Source organism: Curtobacterium sp. NPDC087082 (assembly GCF_044745045.1).
Lineage (GTDB): Bacteria > Actinomycetota > Actinomycetes > Actinomycetales > Microbacteriaceae > Curtobacterium.
Map to the genome: position 1 here is coordinate 495,963 of NZ_JBIUZN010000001.1, position 24,014 is coordinate 519,976.

The 24,014-nt window shown below is 71.9% G+C and carries 28 protein-coding genes; 12 read left to right on the forward strand and 16 right to left on the reverse strand.

Features of this window, described 5'->3' with window-relative positions; translation table 11 throughout:
- Positions 1 to 31 precede the first annotated feature (31 nt).
- From ACIPEP_RS02355 to ACIPEP_RS02395, 9 genes are all read right to left on the reverse strand, one after another.
- Positions 32 to 448, reverse strand: a complete 417-nt coding sequence (locus ACIPEP_RS02355; RefSeq protein WP_070418035.1) for an MFS transporter permease — start codon at positions 446 to 448, stop codon at positions 32 to 34.
- On the reverse strand, positions 445 to 1,566 hold the full coding sequence (locus ACIPEP_RS02360; RefSeq protein WP_402716378.1) for an Asp23/Gls24 family envelope stress response protein: 1,122 nt from the start codon (positions 1,564 to 1,566) through the stop codon (positions 445 to 447). Before ACIPEP_RS02360 ends, ACIPEP_RS02355 begins: the two co-directional genes overlap by 4 nt.
- A 75-nt stretch (positions 1,567 to 1,641) precedes the next feature.
- A complete protein-coding gene (locus ACIPEP_RS02365) occupies positions 1,642 to 1,815 on the reverse strand; it encodes a CsbD family protein (RefSeq protein WP_070418037.1) in 174 nt (57 codons plus the stop codon).
- Between the two features lie 87 nt (positions 1,816 to 1,902).
- A complete protein-coding gene (locus ACIPEP_RS02370; protein ID WP_402716379.1) occupies positions 1,903 to 2,466 on the reverse strand; it encodes a hypothetical protein in 564 nt (187 codons plus the stop codon).
- Positions 2,463 to 3,038 carry a DUF6286 domain-containing protein gene (locus tag ACIPEP_RS02375; RefSeq protein ID WP_402716380.1) on the reverse strand — a complete coding sequence of 192 codons (576 nt, stop codon included), beginning with the start codon at positions 3,036 to 3,038 and terminating at the stop codon, positions 2,463 to 2,465. Before ACIPEP_RS02375 ends, ACIPEP_RS02370 begins: the two co-directional genes overlap by 4 nt.
- Before the next feature lie 9 nt (positions 3,039 to 3,047).
- Positions 3,048 to 3,362, reverse strand: coding sequence for a hypothetical protein (locus ACIPEP_RS02380; RefSeq protein WP_309776741.1), 315 nt, complete (start codon positions 3,360 to 3,362; stop codon positions 3,048 to 3,050).
- Positions 3,359 to 3,550, reverse strand: a complete 192-nt coding sequence (locus tag ACIPEP_RS02385) for a DUF2273 domain-containing protein (protein ID WP_070418041.1) — start codon at positions 3,548 to 3,550, stop codon at positions 3,359 to 3,361. Before ACIPEP_RS02385 ends, ACIPEP_RS02380 begins: the two co-directional genes overlap by 4 nt.
- A complete protein-coding gene (locus tag ACIPEP_RS02390; RefSeq protein WP_092385867.1) occupies positions 3,547 to 4,017 on the reverse strand; it encodes an Asp23/Gls24 family envelope stress response protein in 471 nt (156 codons plus the stop codon). Before ACIPEP_RS02390 ends, ACIPEP_RS02385 begins: the two co-directional genes overlap by 4 nt.
- 160 nt (positions 4,018 to 4,177) lie before the next feature.
- Positions 4,178 to 5,365, reverse strand: coding sequence for a helix-turn-helix domain-containing protein (locus tag ACIPEP_RS02395; protein WP_402716381.1), 1,188 nt, complete (start codon positions 5,363 to 5,365; stop codon positions 4,178 to 4,180).
- A gap of 66 nt (positions 5,366 to 5,431) precedes the next feature.
- On the opposite strand from ACIPEP_RS02395, the gene ACIPEP_RS02400 reads away from it, so the two are divergent.
- The 4 genes from ACIPEP_RS02400 to pgi all read left to right on the forward strand — a co-directional run bounded on the left by ACIPEP_RS02400 (position 5,432) and on the right by pgi (position 10,044).
- Complete coding sequence (locus tag ACIPEP_RS02400; RefSeq protein WP_139199276.1) at positions 5,432 to 5,737, forward strand: metal-sensitive transcriptional regulator; 306 nt, start codon at positions 5,432 to 5,434, stop codon at positions 5,735 to 5,737.
- An 11-nt stretch (positions 5,738 to 5,748) separates the two neighbouring features.
- Positions 5,749 to 5,967, forward strand: a complete 219-nt coding sequence (locus ACIPEP_RS02405; protein ID WP_229086755.1) for a heavy-metal-associated domain-containing protein — start codon at positions 5,749 to 5,751, stop codon at positions 5,965 to 5,967.
- Entirely contained in the window at positions 5,964 to 8,189 is a 2,226-nt protein-coding gene (locus ACIPEP_RS02410) for a heavy metal translocating P-type ATPase (protein WP_402716382.1), read from the forward strand. Before ACIPEP_RS02405 ends, ACIPEP_RS02410 begins: the two co-directional genes overlap by 4 nt.
- A 145-nt stretch (positions 8,190 to 8,334) precedes the next feature.
- Positions 8,335 to 10,044, forward strand: a complete 1,710-nt coding sequence (gene pgi / locus ACIPEP_RS02415; protein ID WP_402716383.1) for a glucose-6-phosphate isomerase — start codon at positions 8,335 to 8,337, stop codon at positions 10,042 to 10,044.
- 97 nt (positions 10,045 to 10,141) lie between these two features.
- Here the strand turns inward: pgi and ACIPEP_RS02420 are convergent, their stop codons facing one another.
- Positions 10,142 to 10,702 (reverse strand): DUF937 domain-containing protein, encoded by a 561-nt coding sequence (locus ACIPEP_RS02420; protein ID WP_402716384.1) that lies wholly within the window; start codon positions 10,700 to 10,702, stop codon positions 10,142 to 10,144.
- Positions 10,703 to 10,839: 137 nt separating this feature from the next.
- Here ACIPEP_RS02420 and ACIPEP_RS02425 point away from each other — a divergent pair, with 137 nt between their 5' ends.
- Together ACIPEP_RS02425 and ACIPEP_RS02430 are read left to right on the forward strand one after the other, a co-directional pair.
- On the forward strand, positions 10,840 to 11,373 hold the full coding sequence (locus tag ACIPEP_RS02425; protein WP_402716385.1) for a hypothetical protein: 534 nt from the start codon (positions 10,840 to 10,842) through the stop codon (positions 11,371 to 11,373).
- Between the two features lie 122 nt (positions 11,374 to 11,495).
- Positions 11,496 to 12,953: a sugar porter family MFS transporter gene (locus ACIPEP_RS02430; protein ID WP_402716386.1), complete on the forward strand. Its 1,458-nt coding sequence runs from the start codon at positions 11,496 to 11,498 to the stop codon at positions 12,951 to 12,953.
- Positions 12,954 to 13,070: 117 nt separating this feature from the next.
- On the opposite strand, the gene ACIPEP_RS02435 is transcribed toward ACIPEP_RS02430, so the two are convergent.
- Genes ACIPEP_RS02435 through ACIPEP_RS02450 form a run of 4 tightly spaced genes read right to left on the reverse strand, consistent with a single transcriptional unit; the run spans position 13,071 to position 16,604 of the window.
- Positions 13,071 to 14,045 (reverse strand): zinc-binding dehydrogenase, encoded by a 975-nt coding sequence (locus ACIPEP_RS02435; protein WP_309886471.1) that lies wholly within the window; start codon positions 14,043 to 14,045, stop codon positions 13,071 to 13,073.
- A 24-nt stretch (positions 14,046 to 14,069) separates the two neighbouring features.
- Complete coding sequence (locus ACIPEP_RS02440) at positions 14,070 to 14,492, reverse strand: organic hydroperoxide resistance protein (protein WP_022905450.1); 423 nt, start codon at positions 14,490 to 14,492, stop codon at positions 14,070 to 14,072.
- A 21-nt stretch (positions 14,493 to 14,513) separates the two neighbouring features.
- Positions 14,514 to 14,969, reverse strand: a complete 456-nt coding sequence (locus tag ACIPEP_RS02445; RefSeq protein WP_175473692.1) for a MarR family winged helix-turn-helix transcriptional regulator — start codon at positions 14,967 to 14,969, stop codon at positions 14,514 to 14,516.
- A gap of 21 nt (positions 14,970 to 14,990) precedes the next feature.
- Positions 14,991 to 16,604, reverse strand: a complete 1,614-nt coding sequence (locus ACIPEP_RS02450; RefSeq protein WP_402716387.1) for a DHA2 family efflux MFS transporter permease subunit — start codon at positions 16,602 to 16,604, stop codon at positions 14,991 to 14,993.
- 140 nt (positions 16,605 to 16,744) lie between these two features.
- Here ACIPEP_RS02450 and mvk point away from each other — a divergent pair, with 140 nt between their 5' ends.
- The 5 genes from mvk to ACIPEP_RS02475 are packed head-to-tail and all read left to right on the forward strand — an operon-like array spanning position 16,745 to position 22,043.
- Positions 16,745 to 17,734 carry a mevalonate kinase gene (gene mvk, locus ACIPEP_RS02455; protein WP_402716388.1) on the forward strand — a complete coding sequence of 330 codons (990 nt, stop codon included), beginning with the start codon at positions 16,745 to 16,747 and terminating at the stop codon, positions 17,732 to 17,734.
- Positions 17,734 to 18,753: a diphosphomevalonate decarboxylase gene (gene mvaD, locus ACIPEP_RS02460; RefSeq protein ID WP_254789485.1), complete on the forward strand. Its 1,020-nt coding sequence runs from the start codon at positions 17,734 to 17,736 to the stop codon at positions 18,751 to 18,753. Before mvk ends, mvaD begins: the two co-directional genes overlap by 1 nt.
- A complete protein-coding gene (locus ACIPEP_RS02465) occupies positions 18,750 to 19,832 on the forward strand; it encodes a phosphomevalonate kinase (RefSeq protein WP_402716389.1) in 1,083 nt (360 codons plus the stop codon). The genes mvaD and ACIPEP_RS02465 overlap by 4 nt, the downstream gene beginning before the upstream one ends.
- Positions 19,825 to 20,889, forward strand: coding sequence for a hydroxymethylglutaryl-CoA reductase (locus tag ACIPEP_RS02470; protein WP_070418055.1), 1,065 nt, complete (start codon positions 19,825 to 19,827; stop codon positions 20,887 to 20,889). The genes ACIPEP_RS02465 and ACIPEP_RS02470 overlap by 8 nt, the downstream gene beginning before the upstream one ends.
- On the forward strand, positions 20,886 to 22,043 hold the full coding sequence (locus ACIPEP_RS02475) for a hydroxymethylglutaryl-CoA synthase (protein ID WP_402716390.1): 1,158 nt from the start codon (positions 20,886 to 20,888) through the stop codon (positions 22,041 to 22,043). Before ACIPEP_RS02470 ends, ACIPEP_RS02475 begins: the two co-directional genes overlap by 4 nt.
- Before the next feature lie 83 nt (positions 22,044 to 22,126).
- Here ACIPEP_RS02475 and ACIPEP_RS02480 read toward each other — a convergent pair whose 3' ends face one another.
- Together ACIPEP_RS02480 and ACIPEP_RS02485 are read right to left on the reverse strand one after the other, a co-directional pair.
- Positions 22,127 to 23,113: an SRPBCC domain-containing protein gene (locus tag ACIPEP_RS02480; protein WP_402716391.1), complete on the reverse strand. Its 987-nt coding sequence runs from the start codon at positions 23,111 to 23,113 to the stop codon at positions 22,127 to 22,129.
- Complete coding sequence (locus ACIPEP_RS02485) at positions 23,113 to 23,487, reverse strand: ArsR/SmtB family transcription factor (protein WP_402716392.1); 375 nt, start codon at positions 23,485 to 23,487, stop codon at positions 23,113 to 23,115. Before ACIPEP_RS02485 ends, ACIPEP_RS02480 begins: the two co-directional genes overlap by 1 nt.
- A 59-nt stretch (positions 23,488 to 23,546) precedes the next feature.
- Between ACIPEP_RS02485 and ACIPEP_RS02490 the strand changes: the two genes are divergently transcribed.
- Positions 23,547 to 23,933, forward strand: a complete 387-nt coding sequence (locus ACIPEP_RS02490) for an ATP-dependent DNA ligase (protein ID WP_070418059.1) — start codon at positions 23,547 to 23,549, stop codon at positions 23,931 to 23,933.
- Positions 23,934 to 24,014: the final 81 nt, after the last annotated feature.

Here is a 24,014-nt window from a genome sequence, read left to right on the forward strand (position 1 = left end):
CCTTCGATGGTGGTGCGGGCGGCCGAGGACCTCAGCCGGTGAAGCGGTTCCAGAGCTCCGTGACGATGGGCCACACGTCTCCGGCACGGTCCGCCGAACCGACGGCCACCAGGACGACCGGGACCGCGGTCACGGCGATGCTGACCAGGACGGCGAGCACGACGGCGATCGTCGCCGTGGTGGTGTGGCGCCGGGTGAACGCCAGGAGCAGCAGCCCGAGGACCACGACGGCCCCGAGCAGCGCCACGATCGTCACCCGGACGAACGGGAACGGGACGAGTCCGGCGGTGGTGGCAGTGACCCCGCCGAGGAACCCGACGAGGGGGAGGAACGCACCGAGCAGCGTCCCGAGGACCAGGACGACGCCGATGCCGCTCGCGATCCAGACGCCGCGGGGGCGGGGCCGCCGGACCTTCGTCCGGCGGTTGCCCGACCACGCGGTGGTCACGAGCGGTCCTGGCGGTGCCGACCGGCCTGCGCGTCGGTGTCCGACCCGGCCGGTGCGTCCGACCCGGCCGGTGCATCGTCAGCGGCCGCCTGTGCGGCTGCGTCGGCTGACTCGGCCGCTGCTGCGGCTGCGTCCTCCGCGGCGTCGGCAGCGTCCTCCGCTGCCTCGGCAGCCGCAGCGGCACGATCCGCGGGCGCCGCGGCCTCGGTGGCAGCAGGTTCGGTCACGGTGTCGACGACGGCGTCACGTGCGCCGGCCGCGGCGTCCTTCGCCGAGTCAGCGGCGTCCGCTGCCAACTCGGAGGACCGGACGAGCGCCTCCGCTGCGGCGTCCCGGACGTTGCCGGTGGTCTCGGCGGCGCTGTCGACGGCGCGCTTCGTGGCGTCGGCGGTCACGTCGGCCGCACGGCGGGTGGCGTCGGCCGTGGCATCGGCTGCCTTGCCGGCCTGCTCGACGGTGGCCTCCGCGGCGTCGCGGGTGGCGTCGGCGGCCTGTCGAGCGACATCGGCCGTCGCCTCGGCGGTGCGCTTCGTCACGTCGGCCGTGGCGGTCGCGGCGCGCTTCGTGGCGTCCGCGGTGACCGTCGCGGCCTCCTTGAGCGCCTCACCGGTGGCGTCGGTGGCTCGCTTGGTGGCGTCGGCGGTGGCGGTCGCGGCCTGCTTGACCGCGTCGCCGGTGGCCTCTGCCGCGCGGCCGAGCGGCGACTGCTCGTCGTCGAACGGGCCGTGCACGTCCAGCACGCGGACGTCGACGGACGTCGGGACGTCGGAGACCTGGCGCGTGGCCGCGGTCACCTGCTTGCGGACCTCGTCCGCGACGGCGATCACCGGGTGCGGGTAGCTGACGACGACGGAGACCCGCACGCCCAGCGCGCCGTCCTCGTCGTCGACCTGCACCCCAGCGGTGCCGGCGCTGCGGCCGAGCTGCTGCCGGAACTGGTCGGCGGCGCGGGCGGCGATCCCGCCGAGGTGGTGCACGCCAGGGACGCCCAGTGCGGTCTCCGCCGCGGTCCGGGCCACGATCGCCACGGTGCTCGCGTCGTCTGGGAGCGGCTGCGTGAGCTCCGCGGGCAGGGCCACCTCGGTGACCTGTGTGTGCGCATTCGGGTCGTGCTGCATGGTTCCTCCTCGTTCGGTCCGCCGGAACGTGTCGGGGCACTCGACAGGCGAGTGCCCCGACACGGTTCGTGCGTCCTACTTCTTGAAGACGTCCTTGACGTCCTCGCCGGTCTGCTTGACGCTCGCGGCGGCCTGGTCCTTCTGGCCCTCGGCGACCTTCGAGTCGTCGTTCGTTGCCTTGCCGACCGCTTCCTTCGCCTTGCCCGCGAGGTCCTGAGCAGCGTTCTTGATCTTGTCGTCGAGTCCCATGACGGGTCCTTTCTTCGGTCGGGCGCGTGCCCGGTGGGTGGTGATCTGGTGGACCCGGAGGCCCGGTTCACGTCCGCCTGACGGCTGTCAGTGGACGCGGGTGGATTTGGCGAGGGTGGAGCGGGTGCCGCCGGTGAGGTGGACGAGGACGGGGACTTGCCGGCCGAGGGTGCGGTCCAGGACGGTGATGGCCTGGTCGACGGCGGTGAGGACGGTGACGGCGTCGCCGCCGCGGCGGACCGCGACGCGGATGCGTGCGGCGCGTTGGCGTCGGACGAGGTACGTGTCGACGCGGGCGCTGATGACGTCGCGGACGCCGTCGAGTTCGTGGTCGACGACGTCGCGGACGAGGGCGACGTTGACGGTGACCTGGTCGTCGCCGGAGCGTTCCCGGACGGCGACGGACGTGCCGCCGCCTCCGCGGGTGAACACCCACACCAACGCCAGGACGATCACCACGGCGCAGGCCGCGACGATGATCCACAGCGACGACGCCGGCACGCTCAGCCGGTTCGGGAGGGTCGCGTAGGGTTCGACGGCGTCGCGGACGGCGGGCAGGACGCCCGCGCCGATGGCGATGCCGACGATGACCGCGACGAGGCCGAGGACGAACAGGATGATCCGGTTCAGGGTCCGGTTGCTCTTGGTCATGCGAGGGTTCCCTTCTCCTCGACCGTGACGCTCACGCGTCGGCCGAAGCGTTCGTCCAGCCCCGACAGGCGGTCCCGGACGGCGTCGCGGATGACGGCGTCGTCGACCGGGATCCCGCTGACGGGAACCACACGGACCTTGGTGGAGCGTCCGCGGGCGGTCGCGGAGGCGTTGCCCTCCGGGACACCGGCGGCTATCCCCGCGGCGTTCGCGGCGGTGGAGGCGAGGATGCGGGTGTCGATGACGACGGCACCACGGTCGTGGTCGATGACGGAGCGGTGCTGCCGGCCGGGCTTCAGGGCCAGGACGATCAGGACCACACCGAGGACCACGAGGACCACGGCGATGACCTCGGCGATCGTGACGAACGCGGCGTCCGGGCGGAGCGCGGCGTCGACGACGGTCTGCGGGTCGGCGAGCAGCGGGGGCCGGCCGATGGCGGCGAGGACCGCTTCGGTGCCGATCCACGCAGCGACCAGGGCGAGCACCACGAGCGACACCGCCACGGCGGTCGAGCGGGAGCGGTGCACGCTCCGGCGACGGATGCGTCGTTCGACGGAACCGTTGCTCATGATGGCCTCCTAGGCGATCCGGGACCGGTGCTCGCGCACGATCCCGGTGAGTTCGATGTGGGCACTGCCGACGCGGCGGCCGGTGAGTTCCCCGACACGGCCCTTGACCTCGTCGGCGACCCGGGCGGTGCGGGTGACGATGTCGTCGCCCGCGGCGATGGGGCCGGTGATGTCGAGCGCGAGCGCGCCGGAGGTGTCGCCGAGACCGACGCGCACCCGCTTGGCGGGGGCGCCGAGCCGTTCGGCTGCGACGGCCCGCGCCAGCGAGGTCAGTGCGCGAGCGGTGATCTCGACGCGGCCCGGGACGTCCGGGCCGGCGTTCACCGGGAGCTCCGGCGTCCGGTCAGCACGTCGGCGAGGGCACCCCGGTCGATGCGGCCGGTGACGAGCGCGGCCACGAGGGCCCCGACGGCACCGAACACGACCACGAGCACGAAGCCCCAGAAGCCGAACTGCAGCGCCACGACGGCGAGGATCGCCCCGATGAGGGCTCCGATCAGTGTGTTGCTCATGCGACTCGCGCTTCCTTCTTCTCGTCGTCCTTGTCGTCGTCGTCACCCGGGATGAAGACGTCCTGCACGGTCACGTTCACCTCGGCGACCTCCATGCCGACGATCTGCTCGAGGGCACGGGCGACACCGGCACGGACGCCGTCGGCGACCTGCTGCAGCGCGACGGGGTACTCCGCGACGATCACGATGTCCGCGGCGACCTGCTTCTCGCCGACCTCGACCTTGACGCCCTGACCGAAGTCACGCTGGCCGATCGCGTCACGGATCGCGCCGATCGCACGCGCGGCACCGTTGCCGAGGGAGTGCACCCCGTTGACCTCACGCGCAGCGATCCCGGCGACCTTCGACACGACGGTGTCGTCGATGACGGTCTTGCCCGTGACGCCGCCGGTGTGGGTGCCCGTGTTCCGAGCGACCGCCGAAGCCGTCGCAGCCGAAGCAGTCGTGGTGGTCGTGGTGTCAGCCATGTTCGTTCCTTCCGTTGACCCGCCGGGCGTTCCCAGCGGTTGCTGTTCACGGATGAGACGGGGCCCACCAGACGTTCGTCACACGGGGGTGATCGGATTCAGGAACTTTTCAGAGACACCGCCGGATGCCTGCGTTTCCGTACCCCGGCTGGTGGGACGTTCAGTGGACCGCGCTGATTCCGTCCGACTGGTTGCGCCCTGCAGCACCACGGATCGACCGTACGGCCGCCATCGGGGACTCGCCCCGTTCCTCCCGGAAGAGCTGCTGGAGCCGGCGCGGACGCACGCCCGCCGCGTCGGCGATCGCCTGCAGCGTCACCGGTTCGTCGGGGTGCGACTCGATGAACTCGACGGCTCGGCGGAGCCGCCAGGAGGCGCGGCCCGGCTTGGCGGCGCGCGACGAGCGGAGCGTCGTGGCCGGGTCCTCGCCGTACCGGTCGCGGTACGCGCCGGCGAGGCGACCGTGGTTCGTGAAGCCCCAGCGTCGGGCGATCTCGGTGACGCTCTCGTCGCCGTCCGAGTGCAGGAGCTCGCGTCGGACGCGGTCGAGCCGGTGGTCGCGGAGGAACCGGTGCGGGGTCGAGTCGAGCGTTCTCGCGAAGACGTCCTGCAGCCCCCGCTGGCTGAGCCCGCACGCGACGGCGATCTCGGGGACCGAGGGACGTTCGGCGGCGTGCTCCTCGATGAACCGCACCGCGTCCCGCAGACGGTTCGCCACCGGGACGTCCGATCCGCGGTTCCGGATCGGGAAGGTGTCGAGGACGACGACGGCGAGCCGCCGGTTGAGTGCCGTCCGCATCGGTCCGAGCACGCGGTCGTCGACGAGCATCGGGCCGATCTCGCGGACGAGGTGGCGGAGGGGTTCCTGGCGCGCGACGGCCTCGTCCTGCTGCTCGAACAGCAGCGGGCCGTCGGGGAGGGCGAAGCCGAGGTCCCGCCCGACCGTGCGGAGGAACCGGTCGGCGATGTGCACGCCGTTGTAGACCGTGCCCGTGGACTCGAAGCGGTAGGCCTCGGACGCCGAGGCGATGTACGGGTTCCCGGGCTCCACCACGCGGGAGCGGTCCGCGAAGTGCATCTCGAGCTGGCCCCTGGTGAGCCAGAACACGACGTGGTCGTCCCGCGGGCCGATGACGCCACCGCGCTTCCCGCCCTCGGCGCGCATAGTGCGGAGCGTCAGGTCGTCGTCGCCCACGACCGTGTACTCGTAGCGGGCGTCCTCGGTCGCGAACGTGTCCGAGGCGAAGTCCGAGCCGTGGTACTCGGCCTCGAAGATGTCGGAGTAGTCCGAGCCGTCGGCGTCCGCGAACCGCAGCCTGCGGAAGCCGTTCGTCGCCGCCTCGGTCATGGGCGCATCCTGCCACGGTTGCATCCTCTGTGCTCGGGAATACCCTAGGGGGGTACCGTATTGACCATGACGGAGGCCAGCATGCACGAACACGTCGGCTACATCGGCGACAAGGACGACCTGCTCAAGCGACTCCGCCGAGCCGAGGGTCAGGTCCGCGGCATCGCCCGCATGGTCGAGGACGAGACGTACTGCATCGACGTCCTCACCCAGATCTCCGCAGCGAACCGAGCGCTCGAGCGTGTCGCCCTGTCGCTGCTCGAGGACCACCTCAAGCACTGCGTCGCCGAGGCCGTCGCCGAGGGCGGCGAGGCTGCCGACGCCAAGGTCCGCGAAGCCAGCGAGGCCATCGCCCGACTCGTCCGCTCCTGAAGGGAACCACCATGAACACCGAACTGCTGCTCGTCGAGGGCATGACCTGCGACCACTGCGTGATGAGCGTCACCGAGGAACTCACCGAGCTCGACGGCGTGTCCGACGTCCGGGTGCGACTCGTCCCCGGCGGTGCGTCCGAGGTCACGGTGACGTCCGACGCCCCGGTGGCGTCCGACGCGCTCCGCGCCGCGGTGACCGAGGCCGGCTACGAGGTCGTGCGGTCGTGACGGACGGCGCAGTCGAACTCGACATCACGGGGATGACGTGCGCCTCGTGCGCGAACCGCATCGAACGGAAGCTCGGCAAGCTCCCCGGCGTCACGGCGACCGTGAACTACGCGACCGAGAAGGCCACGGTCTCCGGCAGCTCGGACACCGGCGCGCTCATCGCGGCCGTGGAGTCGGCGGGGTACGGGGCATCCGTGCCCGCCCCGCCCGCACCGGACGACCCCGCCGCTCCGCGCGAGGACGATGCGTCCGCGGCGCTCCGGCAGCGCCTGGTCGTCTCCGCCGTCCTCGCCGTCCCCGTCGTCGTCCTGTCGATGGTGCCCGTGCTGCAGTTCCCGAACTGGCAGTGGCTGGCCCTCGCACTCGCCGCCCCCGTGGCCGTGTGGGGCGCCCTGCCCTTCCACCGCGCTGCGTGGGTGAACGCCCGGCACGGTGCCGCGACGATGGACACCCTCGTGAGCGTCGGCGTCCTCGCCGCGTTCGGGTGGTCGCTGTACGCGCTGTTCCTCGGTGACGCCGGGATGCCCGGCATGCACATGACCTTCTCGTGGTTCGCCACCGATCCCGAGGCGAGCGACCTGTACCTCGAGGTCGCGTCCGCCGTGACCGTGTTCATCCTCGCCGGGCGGTACATGGAGGCCCGCGCGAAGCAGCAGTCCGGGGCCGCGCTCCGCGCCCTGCTCGAACTCGGGGCGAAGGACGCGACGGTGCTCCGCGGTGAAACCGAGTCCCGCGTGCCCGCCGCCTCGCTCGTCGTCGGCGACGTGGTCGTCGTGCGGCCGGGGGAGCGGATCCCGAGCGACGGCGCCGTGCGCGAGGGCTCGTCGGCCGTCGACCTCAGCATGCTCACCGGCGAGTCCGTGCCGGTCGAGGTCCGCCCGGGCGACGACGTCACCGGCGCCACGATCAACGTCGGCGGACGGCTCGTCGTCACGATCACCCGGGTCGGAGCCGACACCGAACTCGCCCGCATGGGTCGTCTCATCGAGGACGCGCAGACCGGGAAGGCCGAGGTCCAGCGCCTCGCCGACCGGGTGTCCGGCGTCTTCGTCCCGATCGTCATCGGGCTCGCGGTGCTGGCCTTCGTCGGGTGGCTCGTCCTCGGCGGCTCCCTGACGGCGGCCTTCACCGCGGCGGTCGCCACGCTCATCATCGCCTGCCCCTGCGCGCTCGGACTCGCGACCCCGACCGCGTTGCTCGTCGGGACCGGCCGGGGATCGCAGCTCGGGATCCTCATCGGCGGTCCGCAGGTCCTCGAACAGACCCGCGGCGTCGACACGATCGTCCTCGACAAGACCGGCACGGTCACTACCGGGTCGATGGCCCTCCGCTCGGTCACCGGCACGCCGGACACCGACGACGCGGCCGTCCTCCGGCTCGCCGCCGCGGTCGAGGACGGCTCCGAGCACCCGGTCGCGCGCGCGATCGTCACGGCCGCACGGGCCCGCGGGCTCGAGGTCGCCGGTGCGACGCAGTTCACCGCGACGCCCGGCGCCGGCGTCCAGGCGGTCGTCGACGGCGAGGTCGTGCTCGTCGGGACCGTCGCGTGGCTCGAGGCGTCGTGGGCGATCACGGTGCCCGACGCCGTGGCGCAGACGGTCCGGGCCGCCGAGGCGGACGGCGGCACGGCGGTCGTCGTCGCGACGGACGGACGTGCGCTCGGCGTGGTCGTCGTCGCGGACACGGTCAAGCCCGAGGCAGCGGACGCCGTCCGGCGCTTCGTGGAGCTCGGCCTGCACCCGGTGCTGCTCACCGGCGACAACGAGGGCGCTGCCCGAGCCGTCGCCGCCGCGGTCGGCATCGACGAGGTGCACGCCCGCGCCACCCCGGCCTCGAAGCTCGAGACCGTCCGTCGCCTGCAGGCCGAGGGGCGCAGCGTGGCGATGGTCGGCGACGGCGTGAACGATGCCGCAGCCCTCGCCGCTGCCGACCTCGGCATCGCGATGGGGGCCGGCACGGACGCGGCGATCGCAGCGAGCGACATCACGGTGGTCAGCGGCCGCCTGACGGTCGTGGCCGAGGCGATCCGGCTGTCCCGGGCCACCCTGCGCACCATCAAGGGGAACCTGTTCTGGGCGTTCGCGTACAACGTGGCGGCGATCCCGCTCGCGATGGCGGGGCTGCTCAACCCGGTACTCGCGGGTGCCGCGATGGCGTTCTCGTCGGTGTTCGTCGTGACGAACAGCCTGCGCCTGCGCCGCTTCACCCCGCTGCCCGGGTGACGCGCGCAGCGAACGCGCCCCGTGCCTCCCGTCCGGCGGTGCGCGCCACCCGTCGGACGGCGCTACGCTCGAAGACGGTCCGCGACGCAGCGCTGCGGTGACCCGCGGGCTTGTACGTCTTGAAGGTGATCCCAGGAGGACCCAAGTGACCGAATCCGCTCCCGTCGACCCCACATCGACCGACGGCTGGAAGAAGCTCGCCGGCATCGCCGACGGTTTCACCCCGGACCTGCGAGGGTGGTTCGACACCGACCCCGGTCGTGCCGAGCGCTACACGTTCCAGGCCGCCGACCTGTCCGTGGACCTGTCGAAGGGCCTCGTCACCGACGAGATCCTCCAGGACCTGCTGCAGGTAGCGAAGGACACCGGCGTCGCCGAGCGCTTCCAGGCGATGCTCGCCGGTGAGCACATCAACGCCACCGAGGACCGCGCCGTCCTGCACACCGCCCTCCGCCGCCCGAAGGGTGCCTCGCCGGCGCTCGTCGTCGACGGCCAGGACGTCGACGCCGACGTGCACGCCACGCTCGACAAGGTCTACGCCTTCGCCACGAAGGTCCGCGACGGGTCCTGGACCGGTGTCACCGGCAAGCGCATCGAGACCGTCGTGAACATCGGCATCGGTGGCTCCGACCTCGGCCCGGTCATGGTCTACGAGGCTCTGAAGCCGTACGTGCAGCCCGGGCTCGAGGCGCGCTTCGTCTCGAACATCGACCCCGCGGACATCTACGAGAAGACCGCGGACCTCGACCCCGAGACCACGCTCTTCATCGTCGCCTCGAAGACCTTCGGCACGCTCGAGACCCTCACGAACGCCCGCCTCGCACGGCAGTGGCTCTGGGAGCGGCTCGGCCTCACCGACGCCTCCGACGACGAGAAGTCGAACGCCGTCGCGAAGCACTTCGTGGCCGTCTCGACCGCGCTCGACAAGGTGGCCGCGTTCGGCATCGACCCGGAGAACGCCTTCGGCTTCTGGGACTGGGTGGGCGGCCGCTACTCGGTCGACTCCGCCATCGGCACGAGCGTCGTCATCGCGATCGGCCCGGAGAACTGGGAGCAGTTCCTCGCGGGCTTCCACGCCATCGACGAGCACGTCCGCACGACGCCGCTCGAGCAGAACGTCCCCGTCCTCATGGGCCTGCTCAACGTCTGGTACACGAACTTCCTCGGCGCGCAGAGCCACGCGGTCCTGCCGTACACGCAGTACCTGCACCGCTTCGCCGCGTACCTGCAGCAGCTCACCATGGAGTCGAACGGCAAGCGCGTCCGCTGGGACGGCTCGCCCGTCACCACCGAGACCGGCGAGGTCTTCTGGGGCGAGCCGGGCACGAACGGCCAGCACGCGTTCTACCAGCTCATCCACCAGGGCACGCGACTCATCCCGACGGACTTCATCACGGTCGCGAAGCCCGCTCGTCCGCTCAAGGACGAGACCGGCGACGGCAAGGCCGTGCAGCCCGGGCAGGACGTGCACGCGCTGTTCCTCGCGAACTTCTTCGCGCAGACGAAGGCGCTCGCGTTCGGCAAGACCGCGGACGAGGTCCGCGCCGAGGGCACCACGGACGAGGCCATCGTCTCCGCCCGCACGTTCACGGGCAACAAGCCGTCGACGTCGATCCTCGCGCCGGAGCTCACCCCGAGCGTCCTCGGCCAGCTCATCGCGCTGTACGAGCACATCGTGTTCACCGAGGGCACCATCTGGGGCATCGACTCGTTCGACCAGTGGGGCGTCGAGCTCGGCAAGCAGCTGGCGCTGCAGATCGCCCCGGCGGTCGACGGTGACCAGGCTGCGCTGGACGCGCAGGACTCCTCGACGAAGGCGCTCATCGCCAAGTACCTGGAGCTGCGCGGCGAGTAACGCACGCACCTGACCGACTGGAGGCGCGGTGCCGGCTGGCACCGCGCCTCCCGTCCGTCTGCTGGTCGCCCTGCGGCCGGCGGCCGTCGCTGCCGCGCTACTTCTTGCCGCCGCCGAGCAGGCCGCCCAGGCTGCCGAGGATGCCGCCGACGTCGAGGCCGCCGCCACCCTTGCCGCCGCCCGCCGCGCCGCCCGCACCGGAGCCGCCGCCGAGGAAGCCCCCGAGCAGCCCGCCGATGTCGAACCCGCCGCCGCCCGACTGCGTCGCCGCCTTCTGGTTCCCGAGCTTGCTCAGCACGATCGGCGCGACGAGCGGGAGCACCTTGCCGATGATCCCGCCGAGGTCCACGCCGCCGCCGGTGCTGCCGAGCGCCGCCGCCACGTCCTGCTGCTTGCCGCCGAAGACGTTGGCGACGATCTTGTTGCCGTCCTCCTCGTCGACGTCGTCGATCGTGCTGGGGTCCGGCTTCGCGGCGTGCTTGTCGAGGGCCTTGTCGAGCGAGGCTGCGCCACCGTTCTCCACGTTCTTCTGCAGCCCGCCGACGAGCGCCGGGACCGCCTGGCTGACGGCGTTCCTCGCGGTCGCCTCGTCGATGCCGAGCTTCTTCGCGATGTCGCCGATCGGGATCGCCCCGAGGAGGTCGTCGAGTCCTGCCATGGTCGTCCACTTCCGTTCGTGGTCGTCGGCTGACCGTGCGGGAGCGCACGAGGTGCCGCTGCTGGCTGGAGGCTATCCGGAACCCGTGCGCGCGGTTCGTGTGCGGCGCTGTCGGCCGCACGGGTTACCGTCGGAGCATGGAGCGTTCGGAGATCCTCGCCGCGGCGGCTGCCGCGCACGCCGCCCGCATCGCCGAAGCCGGCGGTGACGACGCCGCCGCCCGCGAACGGGCCGAACTCGTCCGGAAGCGGGCGGACGGGCTCGTCGACCGGATCGAGCGGAGCGAAGCCGCGGACGACGCCGCGCGTGACGCCGACCGCCGGCGGGCGGGAGAGGCCGACCGTGCCGCCTCCCGGACCGAGGGCTCGCTCTCGGACTGGCACCGGATGGGCACGCGGCGCGGGGTCACGCCCGACGAACAGGTCCGCACGGCGTGGACGGTCACGGGCGTGCCGGAACCGGGTGACGCGCGGGCCCTGGCGAACATCCTGCTGTCGACCGCGGGGCACGCCGGACGCGTCGCCGACGCCGCACGGAAGAACCCACGACTCTCGGGTGCCGCGAGCGCCGCGGCGCGACGGACGGTCCGGCGCTACACGGACCACGGTGCGGACATGGCCTCGTTGGGGGACGTGCTCGACGCGCCGGCCGACACGACGAATGATCGCTGACCAGGACTTTCGTGGAGCGATCCAATCGTCATGTTGTCCTCATGACCGATTGACAGGACATGGATTCGGGTTACGATCCTTCCAAGCGATGCAGCCTGATCACTGACGAAGGAGTCACCCGCATGGTCGACATCAAACCGACAGCCCCGAGCGTCCCGCTCCCGCCCGTCGGACAGGGTCCGCACGTCCGCCGCCTCGGCGTCCTCGCGCTCGTCGCCACCTTCGGTGGTCTGCTCTTCGGCTACGACACCGGCGTGATCAACGGCGCGCTCCTGCCGATGAAGCAGGAGCTCGGCCTGACGAACCTCACCGAGGGCGTCGTCACCAGTTCGCTCCTCTTCGGTGCCGCGATCGGCGCCATGCTCGGCGGCCGGATCGCGGACGGCTGGGGTCGCCGCAAGACGATCATCCTGCTCGCGGTCACGTTCTTCGTCGGCACGCTGATCTGCGTGTTCGCGCCGTTGTTCGGCGTGATGGTGGTCGGTCGTGTCCTGCTCGGTCTGGCGGTCGGCGGTGCGTCGACGGTCGTCCCGGTGTTCCTCGCCGAACTCGCCCCGTACGAGATCCGTGGATCGCTCTCCGGCCGCAACGAGCTCATGATCGTCATCGGGCAGCTCGCCGCCTTCGTCGTGAACGCGATCATCGGCAACCTCTGGGGTGAGGGCAACGGCGTCTGGCGCGTCATGCTCGCCGTCTGTGCGCTCCCCGCCATCGCATTGTTCGTCGGCATGCTGCGCGTCCCCGAGTCGCCGCGCTGGCTCGCGTCGAAGGGCCGCAACGACGAGGCGCTCGAGGTCCTCGGGCAGATCCGCTCGAAGGAGCGCGCCGAGGCCGAGCTCGAGGACATCAAGCGCTCGAACGAGTTCGAGTCGAAGGTCCAGCAGCAGAGCGGCTGGCGCACCCTGCTCGGCAACAAGTGGCTGATCCGCATCGTGCTCATCGGCGCCGGCATCGGTGTCGCCCAGCAGCTCACCGGCATCAACTCGATCATGTACTACGGCCAGACCGTGCTCATCGAGTCGGGCTTCCAGCAGTCGGCGGCACTCATCGCGAACATCGCCCCCGGGATCATCGCCGTCATCGGTGGCGTGATCGCGATCTACAACATGGAGAAGATCAACCGGCGCACGACCCTCATCCTGGGCTACTCGCTGACGACGGTCTGCCACTTCCTCATCGGCATCGCGTCGATGACGCTCGTCGAGGGCAACCCGGCCCGCCCGTGGGTCATCCTGTTCCTCGTCGTCGCGTTCGTGGGTTCGATGCAGACGTTCCTCAACATCGCCACGTGGGTGATCCTGTCCGAGATCTTCCCGACGCAGATCCGTGCGCTCGGCATGGGCATCGCGGTGTTCTGCCTCTGGATCGCGAACGCGTTCCTCGGGCTGTACTTCCCGACGATCGTCGCCGCGACCGGCATCACCGGGACCTTCTTCGGCTTCGCGATCGTCGGCGTGCTCGCCCTGCTCTTCATCTGGAAGTTCGTCCCGGAGAGCCGCGGCCGAACCCTCGAAGAGGTGGAGGAGGGCGTCACCACCGGCAACATCTTCACGGTCCCCGCGAAGCAGGCACGGCGGTAGAACCGACCGACACAACGGACTGGAGGCGGGGGGCCCGCCGGCCCCCCCCCCCCCCGCCGGGGGGGGGGGGGGGGGCCCCCGCCCCCCCCCCGCCTCCAGTCCGTTGTGCTGTCGCGTCTACGGGCGCAGGAGCACCTTGCCGACGCGGCCGGCGGTGTCCGAGGCGCGGACCGCGTCGCGGACGTCCTCGAAGGCGAACGTCTCCGCGACGGGGAGCGTCAGCGAACCGTCGAGCACGCGGGTGATGAGCTCGCCGAAGAGCTGCCCCTTCGTCTCAGCAGGCATCGTCTTGCTGACGACGCTGCCCCAGAACCCCTTCACCGTGAGCTGGCCGAAGATGACCTTGCCGGACGGGATCTCGAGCGTGGGGGAGGCCATCGCGCCGAACACGACGAGGGTGGCGTTCTCGCCGAGGACGCTCGCGATGTCGCCGGCGGCCTTGCCACCGACGGACTCGACGCCCGCGACGATCGGCGCACCGCCGGTGATCGCGGCGACCTGGTCCTTCCAGTCGTCCGCGTCGGTGGCGACGATGCGCTCGATGCCCTGCTCGCGGAGCTCCTCGACGCCGGCGGCGCGGCGGACGAGCCCGATGACGTTGATGCCACGCGCGGCGCCGAGCTGGGCGACCATGCGGCCGACCGCACCGTTCGCGGCGTTCTGGATCAGCCAGTCACCCTCGTGCAGGTCGAGCGAGTGCAGCAGGCTGATCGCGCTGAACGGCATCGAGACGAGCTGGGCCGCGGCCTCGTCGGGCATCGCGTCGGGCACCGGGACGAGCCCGGCGGCGTTCGCGGTGTAGTACTCGGCCCAGACGCCGAACGCCCCGCCGGCGACGCGCTGGCCGACCTGCAGGTTCGTGACGCCCTCGCCGAGGGCCTCGACCACGCCGAGTGCCTCGGTGCCGGAGGCCGCCGGCAGTTCGGGCTTGAAGCCGTACGTGCCGCGGACGGTCCAGAGGTCGTGGTTGTGGATGGGGGAGAGGACCGTGCGGACGAGGACCTCGCCGGTGCCGGGGGTGGGGACCGGGCGCTCCTGCACGCCGAGGACCTCGGCCGGCTCGGCGAAGGTCTCGTGGACGACGGCGCGCATGGTGGTGGGGGTGGTGCTCATGGACTAGTCCTCCGAGACGGTGATGGTGACGTCGATGTTGCCGCGTGTCGCGTTCGAGTACGGGCAGACCTGGTGCGCGGCGTCCGCGAGGGCCTGTGCTTGGTCGTGCTCGAGCCCGGGCAGGACGACCTCGAGCAGCACGGCCAGCTGGTAGCCGCCCTCGCCGTTCGGGCCGATCTGCACGCGGCCGCCGACGGAGGAGTCGGCGATCTTCACCTTCTGGCTGCGGGCGACACCCTGCAGTGCCGAGTGGAAGCACGCGGCGTACCCGGCGGCGAAGAGCTGCTCGGGGTTGGTGCCGGCGCCGGAGCCACCCATCTCCTTCGGGATCGCGAGGTCGAGCGCGAACGAGCCGTCGCTGGTGGCGACGCGGCCGTCGCGGCCGGCGCCGGTGGAGAGGGCCTCGGCGGTGTAGAGGGCTTCCATGGTGTTCCTTCCTTCGTGGGGTCAGTGGTCCGCGGCGGCGCGGTTCGGCGTCGCAGCGGCGTGCATGGTCTCGGTCAGCCGGTGCAGCGTCGCGATGAGTTCCGTCGCGGCGTGCTCGTCGGGCAGGCCCATCCCGGCGGCGATCGTCGACGGGATGTGGGCGAGTTCGCCGCGGATCGAGCGGCCGCGGTCGCCGAGCGTGATCGTGACGACCCGCTCGTCGGTGCTGCGACGTTCGCGACGGACGAGGTCCGACTGCTCCATGCGGCGCAGGAGCGGCGAGAGGGTGCCGGAGTCGAGCTGCAGGTGGTCGCCGAGACCGGAGACGGTCTGGTCGCCCTCGATCCACAGCGTCACGAGGACGAGGTACTGCGGGTAGGTGAGCCCCCACGGTTCCAGCAGGGTCCGGTACGCCTGTGTGGTCGCACGGCTCGCCGCGTAGAGGGAGAAGCACACCATCTCGTCGGTCACGGGCATGCCACAAGGATTGCACGCAACTCAGTTGTGCACAACCGGACCTCTCGCTCCCTCCGGACCGTCCTCGGGGCGGCTGCGCAGGCGCAGGGTCGCCGCGAGGCCGAGCACCAGGAAGCCCGCGGCCGACCAGGCGGCCGCGCGCGTGCCGTCACTGAACGCCTCGGCCGCAGCGGCTCCTGCCGTCGGACTCTGTTCGGTGAGTGCCGCGATCGACCCGCCGGAGGACGCGACCACGGCGTCGGCGATCTGCGACGCGGCCGCGCTCGAGGACCCGGCGTCCTCGAGCCGGTGCTGCAGCAGCGTGCCGGTCGACGTGAACAGCACCGTCCCGAGCACCGCGATACCGAGCGCCGACCCGATCTGCCGGGCGGTGCTCTGGGCGCCGGAGGCCTCGCCGCTGCGCTCGACCGGGACGTCCCGCAGCACGACGCTCGTGAGCTGCGCGGTCGCGAGCCCGACACCGAACCCGTAGACGAACAGGCACGGCACGATCGCCCACCACGGCGTCGACGAGGTCACGACGAAGCCGATCGCCGCGACGCCGACGATCTCCGCGGCGATGCCGATCCGGACGATCCGCAGCGCGCCGATCCGCTGGCCGGCCGTCGCCGCGAACCCGCTCGCGACGAACGACCCGATGGCCAGGGCGAGCAGGACGAACCCGGTCTGCAGCGCCGAGTACCCGAGCACGTTCTGCAGCCAGATCGGCAGGGACAGGATGATGCCGAACTCGCCGAGCGACACGATGAGGGCCGCGATCGACCCGTTCCGGAACGACCCGATCGTGAAGAGGTCGAGCGCGATGAGCGTGGAGCGGCCCGCGCGCTGTCGCCGCCTCGTCCAGAGGACGAACGCCACGCCCGCGACGACGCAGAGCGCGAACGCGTACGGGATCGGGGAGAGCGGTCCGGGCCAGGTCCAGTCGCCGACCGTCAGCCGGGTGGCGTTCGACCACCAGCCGTACGTGCGTCCCTCGATGAGGCCGAACACGAGCGAGGCGCTCGTCACGACGCTGAGGACGGCGCCGACGACGTCGATCCGGCCGGCGTGCACGGTGTCGCGGGACTCGCGGACGGTCAGGGACGCGCCGACGACGATGGCGATGCCGAGCGGCACGTTGATGCCGAACGCCCACCGCCACGAGAAGTCCGTCGTCAGCCAGCCGCCGAGGAGCGGGCCCACCGCGACCATGCCGCCGATCGTGGAGCCCCAGACGGCGAAGGCGATCCCGCGCTCGCGGCCGGTGAAGGTGGCGTTCACGAGCGAGAGGGTCGTTGGCAGCACCATCGCGCCGCCGACGCCCTGCACGATGCGGGCGAGCACGAGCAGGTCGCCCGTCGGGGCCAGTGCGGCGAGGACCGAGGCGAGCGCGAACACCGTGACGCCCACGATCAGCAGGCGCCGTCGGCCGAAGCGGTCGGCGAGCGAGCCGAACACGAGCAGGAGCGCGGCGAAGACCAGGGTGTAGCTCTCCTGCACCCACTGCACCAGGGTCGAACCGATGTCGAGGTCGGCCACGATGCTCGGGATCGCGACGTTCACGATGGTCGAGTCGACGATGATGAGCGAGACGGCGATGCTGATGACGACGAGTCCGGCCCAGCGTCGGCGGTCGGGGGTGTGGTGGGTGCTCACGGGGCGGCTCCTCGGGTAGTCAGCATGCTGACGATCACCGTACGCCCGGAACGGCGACCTCGTGGAGCGCGCTCACGGGCGGGGTACGGACACCGTCGAGCGCGTGCATGGCCGGGACGGTTAGGCTGACGTGACCCACGATGACCACCAACGACCTCGACAACTCAGCGACCACTGGAGCCGGCCCCACCCGCCGCACCGGTAGGGCGTCGTCCCACGGCAAGACGATCCTGATCGGGGAGCACGCCGTGGTGTACGGCGCACCCGCGCTCGTCCTGCCGGTCATCGACGCCGTGGTGGTCGCGACGGTCACGCCGATCGACGACGCTGAGGGACACCACCTCGAGTCGACCGTGCACACCGGCCCGCTCGACCTCGCCCCCGCCGCCGTGATGCCGACGGTCACCGCGGTCACCGCCACGCTGCGGCACTTCGGCGTGACGGACCGCCGCTTCCACGTGCGCGTCGACAGCGAGGTCCCCACCGCTCGCGGCATGGGATCGAGCGCGGCGGTGGCAGCGGCGGTGACCGCGGCGGTCGCGGACGCACTCGGCGAGACGCTCGACGCCGAGGCGCACCACGGACTCATCCAGGAGTGCGAGCGGGTCGCCCACGGCCGTCCGTCCGGACTCGACGCCCGCGGGGTCGTCGCCGACGCACCGGTCTGGTTCGAGGGCGGCCGCATCGAGCCGGTCGAGCTCGGCGCCCGGTTCGCCTTCGTGGTCGCCGACACCGGGGTCCCCGGCCACACGCGCGAGGCGGTCTCCGCGGTCCGTGCCCGTCACGACGCCGACCCGGACGGCACCGGCGCCGTGATCGACCGGATCGGCGCACTCGCCCGACGCGCGCGGGCGACGCTCGTGGACGGCGACGCACAGGCGCTCGGTGCCACGATGGACGCCGCGCACGAGCTGCTCAGCGACCTCGACGTGTCGAGCGACGACCTGGACCGGCTCGTCGGCGCCGCACGTGCGGCCGACGCCCTCGGCGCGAAGCTCACGGGCGGGGGCCGCGGCGGGTGCGTCATCGCGCTCGCCACGGACGTCGACCACGCGGACCGCATCGCGGACGCACTGCGCGGCGCGGGTGCCGCAGCCACCTGGACCACCACGATCGGAGACCGCGCCTGATGACCGCCACCGCCGTCGCGCACCCCAACATCGCCCTCGTCAAGTACTGGGGCAAGGCGGACGCCTCCCTCGCCCTGCCGGCGACCGGCAGCGTCTCGATGGGACTCGACGTGTTCCCGACGACGACGTCGGTGACCGTCGGGGACACGGCGGACGACACCCTCACCCTCAACGGCTCGGTCTCGACCGACGGGGCGCTCGTGCGGGTCACGCAGTTCCTCGACCTCGTGCGCGAGCTCGCCGGGTCCTCGGCGCGGGCGTCGGTGGTGTCCGAGAACACCGTGCCGACCGGAGCCGGACTGGCCTCGAGCGCCTCGGGGTTCGCGGCGCTCGCGACCGCGGCCGCGGCGGCGTACGGTCTCGACCTCTCCGCGCGCGACCTGTCCCGGCTCGCCCGACGCGGCTCGGGTTCGGCCACGCGGTCGATCCCCGGTGGCGTGGCGGTCTGGCACGCCGGCGACGACGAGGGCTCCTACGCCGAGCCGATCCCCGCGCCGCCGATGGCCATGGTCGTCGTGACGATCGACGCCGGCCCGAAGGCGATCGGCTCGCGCGAGGCGATGCGGCGCACCATCGCGACGTCGCCGTTCTACCCCGCCTGGGTCACCTCGACCACCGAGACCGTCGGGGACATGCTCACCGCCTGCGCCGCGGGGGACTTCACCCGCATCGGCGAGCTGACCGAGAGCAACGCCCTCCGCATGCACGCCACGATCGAGGGTGCCTTCCCACCCATCCGCTACCTCAACGCCCGCAGCGTCGCCGTGTTCGACGCCGTGGCCGAACTCCGTGCCGCCGGGGTCGAGGCGTACGCCACCGCGGACGCCGGCCCGAACGTCGTCGTGCTCACGAAGCCCGAGGACCGGGGCGCCGTCGCGTCCGCGCTCGCGGGCTTCGGCGACGTGATCGAGTCCGGTACCGGACCAGGCGCGCGCCTGCTCGGCTCCGAAGTCCCTGCGACGCAGGACCCGGAGGCACCCGCACCGGGTGTCGTCCGACCAGAGGAGTCCGCCGAGTGATCGAGTTCCGTGCCCACGGCAAGCTGTTCGTCGCGGGCGAGTACGCCGTCGTCGAGCCGGGCCAGCCGTCCGTCATCATCGCCCTCGACCGCGCCATCACCGCGCGCGTGCGCGAGGGCCACGGCGCCGGCAGCGTGCACTCCGAGGAGTACGGACACCTCCCGCTCACCTGGACCCGCGCCGAGGACGGCATCGCGCTCGACACCGAGCACCACCCGTACGACTACGTGATGGCGACGATCGACCTCGTCGAGAAGCTCCGCGCCGAGCAGGGCATCGCACCGCGGTTCCACGACCTCCGCATCCACAGCCAGCTCGACGACGCGAGCGGCCGGAAGTTCGGGCTCGGGTCCTCCGCGGCGGTGACCGTCGCCACGGTGGGGGCCCTCGACCGCTTCTACGGACTCGGGCTCTCGCAGCGGAAGCGCTTCCAGGTCGCCCTGCTGGCCACGATCCGGGTGAACCCGCGCGCATCCGGCGGGGACCTCGCCGCGAGCACCTTCGGCGGCTGGCTCCGCTACAGCGCACCGGACCGCGAACGGCTCGCGGCGCAGCTCGACACCCGCACTGTGACCGAGATCCTCGGCGACGCGGACGCGTGGGAGGGCTTCGACGTCCAGCGGCTGCCCGCCCCCGAGAACCTCGAGCTGCTCGTCGGCTGGACCGGTTCGCCGGCCTCGACCACGAAGCTCGTCGGTGTCGTCCGTCGGCACCGCAACGGCGGCTACCAGGCGTTCCTCGACGAGAGTCGCACCTGCGTCGACGACCTCACCGTCGGTCTGCAGGCCGGCGACGCCGAGCGCACCCTCGGGGCACTCCGACGCGCCCGGGGGCTGCTCCAGCGCCTCGGCACGTCGGTCGGCTCGCAGATCGAGACCGAGCGACTCGCGACCCTGTGCGACGTCGTCGAAGCGGCGGGCGGGGCGGCCAAGCCGTCCGGTGCCGGCGGCGGCGACTGCGGCATCGCGCTCGTCCCGGCGGACACCGACCTCGCCGGCATCCACCGCGCCTGGGAGGCGCACGACATCAGACACCTCAGCGTCGCGGTGCAAGCGCCCGAAGGGAGCGTCGATGACTGACCTGCTGACCCCGATCCCCACGAAGTGGGTGGGGCCGATCCGCATCAGCGGCAACGCGGTGGAGGGCGAGCACGAGGTGCCGCTCGCCACGTACGAGTCGCCGCTCTGGCCGTCCGTCGGCCGCGGTGCCCGCATCTCGCGCATGGTCGAGGGCGGCATCGTCGCGACCGTCGTGGACGAGCGCATGACCCGTTCGGTCGTCGTCCGTGCCGACAGCGCGGCCGCGGCACACCTCGCGACCGGGCGCATCCTCGCCCGGCAGGACGAGCTCGAGCAGATCGTCGCCGGCCAGAGCCGCTTCGCGAAGCTCATCGAGGTGCACCCGGAGATCGTCGGGGACCTGCTGTTCCTGCGCTTCGCGTTCACCACCGGCGACGCCTCCGGGCACAACATGGTCACGCAGGCGGCGGACAAGCTCCTGCCGGCGATCCTCGCGTGGGAGCCGGGCCTGCGGTACGTCAGCGTCTCGGGCAACTTCTGCACCGACAAGAAGGCCACCGCGGTGAACGGCATCCGCGGACGCGGCCGGAACACCGTCGCCGAGATCGTCATCCCGGGCGAGGTCGTCGAGAAGCGGCTCCGGTCGAGCGCGGCACGCATCGCCGAGCTCAACGTCGCGAAGAACCTCGTCGGGTCGACCATCGCCGGGGCCATCCGCTCCGCGAACGCCCACTACGCGAACATGCTCCTCGGCTTCTACCTGGCCACCGGGCAGGACGCGGCGAACATCGTCGAGGGGTCCCAGGGCATCACGAGCGCCGAGGACCGCGACGGCGACCTGTACTTCGCCACCTCGCTCCCGCACCTCATCGTCGGCACGGTCGGCAACGGCAAGGGCGGGGACCTGCCCGTCGTCGAGGACGCCCTCGTGCGCCTCGGCTGCCGCGAGGACCGCGAGCCCGGTGCCAACGCACGCCGGCTCGCCGCCCTCTGCGCCGCGACCGTCCTGTGCGGGGAACTCTCCCTGCTCGCCGCGCAGACCAACCCGGGCGAGCTGATGGCCGCCCACGTCGCGATGGAACGTCGCGGCGCGAAGCCCGCCGGAGGTGCAGCGTGACCCGCATCGGCATCCACGACCTCGCCGTCGCGACCGGGCACCACGTGCTCGAGCTCGACGACCTCGCCGAGCGCCTCGGGGTGGACCCGGCGAAGTACCACGTCGGCATCGGACAGGACGCGTTCAGCGTGCCCGCTCCCGACGAGGACATCGTCACGATGGGCGCCGCCGCCGCGAAGGAGCTCATCGACCGCCACGGTGCCGACGGCATCCGCACGGTGCTCTTCGCCACCGAGTCCGGCGTGGACCAGTCGAAGGCCGCCGGGGTGTTCGTGCACGGCCTGCTCGGGCTACCGCAGAACGTCCGCGTCGTCGAGTTGAAGCAGGCCTGCTACGGCGGGACCGCTGCCGTCCAGCTCGCCCTCGGCATCGTCGCGCGGGCTCCGCGGGAGCGCGTGCTCGTCATCGCCGCCGACGTCGCGCGCTACGACGTCGACACCGCCGCCGAGCCGACGCAGGGTGCCGGCGCCGCCGCGATCCTGATCGCCGCCGACCCCGACCTCATCGAGGTCGAGCCGGCCGCGGGCGTCTTCACCGCCGACGTCGACGACTTCTGGCGGCCGAACGACCGCTCCACCGCACTCGTCGACGGCCGCCTGTCCGTGAGCGCCTACGTCGACGCGTTCGTCGGGGCGTGGGACGACCTCGCGGGGCAGGGCGGACCGGCGTACGAGGACATCGTGCGCTTCGTCCACCACCAGCCGTTCACGAAGATGGCGCTCAAGGCGCACCGGAAGCTCACGCAGCACGTCGGGGTGCCCTTCGACGAGTCCGAGCTCGCCCTCGGGTTCACGTACAACAAGCAGACCGGCAACACCTACACGGCGTCGCTCTGGATCGGGCTGGCCGCACTGCTCGACCTCGACGACGACCTCGCCGGGGAGCGCATCGGCCTGTTCAGCTACGGGTCCGGCAGCGTCGGGGAACTCATCACCGGCATCGTGCAGCCGGCGTACCGCGAGCACCGCCGTGTGGGTCGGGTCCGCGAGCTCCTCGCCGCCCGGGTGCCGCTCTCGGTCGACGCCTACCGCGAGCTGCACGCCGCGGGTGCCGCGACGAGCGAGGACGTCGAGCGTCCGCGGGTCACGGCTGCGCCGTACCGCTTCGCCGGGGTGCGCGGCGGCGCACGCCGCTACGAGGCGACGCGTCCCTGACGTGAGCGCGCGTCCCTGACGCGACCGACTGACGGACGGGAGGCGCGGTGCCGGCTGGCACCGCGCCTCCCGTCCGTCACGACTCACGCCGCTGCGGACAGGACCTCGCGTTCCAGACGCTGGTAGCTCGTCTCCATGCCGTCCGTCATGCCGGTCGCGAGGATCATGTCCCGCTGCTCCCGGTCGGGGTAGGTGATGCGGAGCGTCATGAGCGTGACGCCCTCGGCCTCGTCGAGCTGCAGGTCGTTGACGTTGGCCGGGAACGGCGCACCGGTCATCCGTTCGGTCGTGACCATGCGGCGTTCCGGCTCGATGACGAGGTTCTCGCCCTCGAACCCGAACGCCTCGCCCTCGGTGTCCCCGACGGGCGCCCAGGCCTGCCGGAACGAGCCGCCGACGACCAGGTCGTTCTCGCACACCGTCATCTCCCACCCGTCCGGGCCGAGCAGCCAGCGGCGCATCAGCTCCGGCTCCGTGTGCGCACGCCAGAGCAGGTGCCGCGGCGCCGCGAACGCGCGGGTGATGGCCACGTGGGTGTCGTCCACGATCTCGGTGACCGTGCCCCGGCCGAGGGCGTACTCGCGGAGGTCGGCCAGCACCGTGTCGAGCTGCCCGAACGCCTGCTCGTAGCCGTCGAGCATGCCCATCTCGAGCATGGCGTCGAGGTCGGCGGAGGACGCGAACGACGTCAGCACCGTCACCCGTGACCCGCTGTCGACGGTGTCGAACGACAGCACGGTCTCGCTCGCGGGCAGCGAGTCGTCGACCGTGCCCTCGGTGTCGGAGAACAGGTCGCGGAACGCGATCCGGCGGGGCTCGTCGACCTCGGACACCTGCCAGAGTGCGTGGAACCGTTCGTTCTCGGGCGAGGTCATCCGGTAGTGGGCGACGCCGCCGGGACGGAGGTCGAACGACGTGAACGTGGCGGGGAACCCGGGCGGACCCCAGAAGCGTTCGAGCTGCCGGGGATCCGCGAACGCTGCCCAGAGGCGTTCGACGGGGACGGGGAACTCGGCCACGAGGGTCATGGTGAGCTCCTCGGGGTCGGTGTGGACGGACGTGGTCGGCATCAGTGGCTCCCTTGCGTTCGGTCGTCGCCGCGCGGCGCGCGGTCTGCTCCCAGCAGTGCGTCGAGCCGGTCGATCCGGCCGCGCCAGAGGTCCGCGTAACCGTCGAGCAGCCCACGGACGCGATCGATCTGTCCCGGCTCGGCGCGCACGATGCGGGTGCGGCCCCGGGGTTCCTTGGTCACGAGTCCTGCTCCTTCGAGGACGGCGACGTGCTTCTGGACGGCGGCGAACGACATCGCGTAGGCGTCCGCGAGTGCGCTCACGGACGCCTCGCCGACCAGGGTGCGACGGACGATGTCGCGTCTGGTCGCATCGGCCAGGGCGTGGAAGACCCGGTCGACCTCGGCATCGCTCGGTTCGGTTCGTGCAACCATTTGGTTGTACGTTACGACGGTCCTGCCCGCCGCACAACCCCCGCGGTGTACAAGGACCCATGGGTCAGCTCATCTACGACGGAGAGCCGCTCGACCTCCGGATCGACGACCGAGCGCTCACACACCTGCAGATCGTCATCGTGAACATGCTCCGGCGGGAGCACCGGTTCGCGTTCTCGTGGAAGGACGACGCCGTCCACGGCAACGGGCGCAGCACCATCTGGATGCACCCGAACGTGAGCCTGCACTTCAAGTTCTCCGGCAGCCGGGTGCCCCGGATCAACCGCAGCTGGCTCGAGGACCTGTACGCCGCAGCCACCTCGGGCTCCGGTCTCGTGCTCACCCCGGAGCCGTCGGACACGAGCACGGCGGACGACTCGGCGTGGTCCCGCGCGGTGGTGCCCGGCGACGCGGACGACGACTCCGGCACCGACGACGCCGGGTAGCACACTGTCCGTGAACGGTCAACGGGTCGCGCACGTCCGTGCAGTCTGAGTACGGTGGGCGTACCGCGCGAGTGATCGACT

What these genes read in the sequence shown, in the direction of transcription:
- ACIPEP_RS02360 (WP_402716378.1), bottom strand. Translation starts at nt 1,566, where the DNA reads ATGCAGCACGACCCGAATGCGCACACACAGGTCACCGAGGTGGCCCTG.
- ACIPEP_RS02365 (WP_070418037.1), bottom strand. Translation starts at nt 1,815, where the DNA reads ATGGGACTCGACGACAAGATCAAGAACGCTGCTCAGGACCTCGCGGGC.
- ACIPEP_RS02370 (WP_402716379.1), bottom strand. Translation starts at nt 2,466, where the DNA reads ATGACCAAGAGCAACCGGACCCTGAACCGGATCATCCTGTTCGTCCTC.
- ACIPEP_RS02375 (WP_402716380.1), bottom strand. Translation starts at nt 3,038, where the DNA reads ATGAGCAACGGTTCCGTCGAACGACGCATCCGTCGCCGGAGCGTGCAC.
- ACIPEP_RS02385 (WP_070418041.1), bottom strand. Translation starts at nt 3,550, where the DNA reads ATGAGCAACACACTGATCGGAGCCCTCATCGGGGCGATCCTCGCCGTC.
- ACIPEP_RS02390 (WP_092385867.1), bottom strand. Translation starts at nt 4,017, where the DNA reads ATGGCTGACACCACGACCACCACGACTGCTTCGGCTGCGACGGCTTCG.
- ACIPEP_RS02395 (WP_402716381.1), bottom strand. Translation starts at nt 5,365, where the DNA reads ATGACCGAGGCGGCGACGAACGGCTTCCGCAGGCTGCGGTTCGCGGAC.
- ACIPEP_RS02400 (WP_139199276.1), top strand. Translation starts at nt 5,432, where the DNA reads ATGACGGAGGCCAGCATGCACGAACACGTCGGCTACATCGGCGACAAG.
- ACIPEP_RS02405 (WP_229086755.1), top strand. Translation starts at nt 5,749, where the DNA reads ATGAACACCGAACTGCTGCTCGTCGAGGGCATGACCTGCGACCACTGC.
- ACIPEP_RS02420 (WP_402716384.1), bottom strand. Translation starts at nt 10,702, where the DNA reads ATGGCAGGACTCGACGACCTCCTCGGGGCGATCCCGATCGGCGACATC.
- ACIPEP_RS02425 (WP_402716385.1), top strand. Translation starts at nt 10,840, where the DNA reads ATGGAGCGTTCGGAGATCCTCGCCGCGGCGGCTGCCGCGCACGCCGCC.
- ACIPEP_RS02430 (WP_402716386.1), top strand. Translation starts at nt 11,496, where the DNA reads ATGGTCGACATCAAACCGACAGCCCCGAGCGTCCCGCTCCCGCCCGTC.
- ACIPEP_RS02435 (WP_309886471.1), bottom strand. Translation starts at nt 14,045, where the DNA reads ATGCGCGCCGTCGTCCACGAGACCTTCGCCGAGCCGGCCGAGGTCCTC.
- ACIPEP_RS02440 (WP_022905450.1), bottom strand. Translation starts at nt 14,492, where the DNA reads ATGGAAGCCCTCTACACCGCCGAGGCCCTCTCCACCGGCGCCGGCCGC.
- ACIPEP_RS02445 (WP_175473692.1), bottom strand. Translation starts at nt 14,969, where the DNA reads ATGCCCGTGACCGACGAGATGGTGTGCTTCTCCCTCTACGCGGCGAGC.
- mvk (WP_402716388.1), top strand. Translation starts at nt 16,745, where the DNA reads ATGACCACCAACGACCTCGACAACTCAGCGACCACTGGAGCCGGCCCC.
- mvaD (WP_254789485.1), top strand. Translation starts at nt 17,734, where the DNA reads ATGACCGCCACCGCCGTCGCGCACCCCAACATCGCCCTCGTCAAGTAC.
- ACIPEP_RS02470 (WP_070418055.1), top strand. Translation starts at nt 19,825, where the DNA reads ATGACTGACCTGCTGACCCCGATCCCCACGAAGTGGGTGGGGCCGATC.
- ACIPEP_RS02480 (WP_402716391.1), bottom strand. Translation starts at nt 23,113, where the DNA reads ATGCCGACCACGTCCGTCCACACCGACCCCGAGGAGCTCACCATGACC.
- ACIPEP_RS02485 (WP_402716392.1), bottom strand. Translation starts at nt 23,487, where the DNA reads ATGGTTGCACGAACCGAACCGAGCGATGCCGAGGTCGACCGGGTCTTC.
- ACIPEP_RS02490 (WP_070418059.1), top strand. Translation starts at nt 23,547, where the DNA reads ATGGGTCAGCTCATCTACGACGGAGAGCCGCTCGACCTCCGGATCGAC.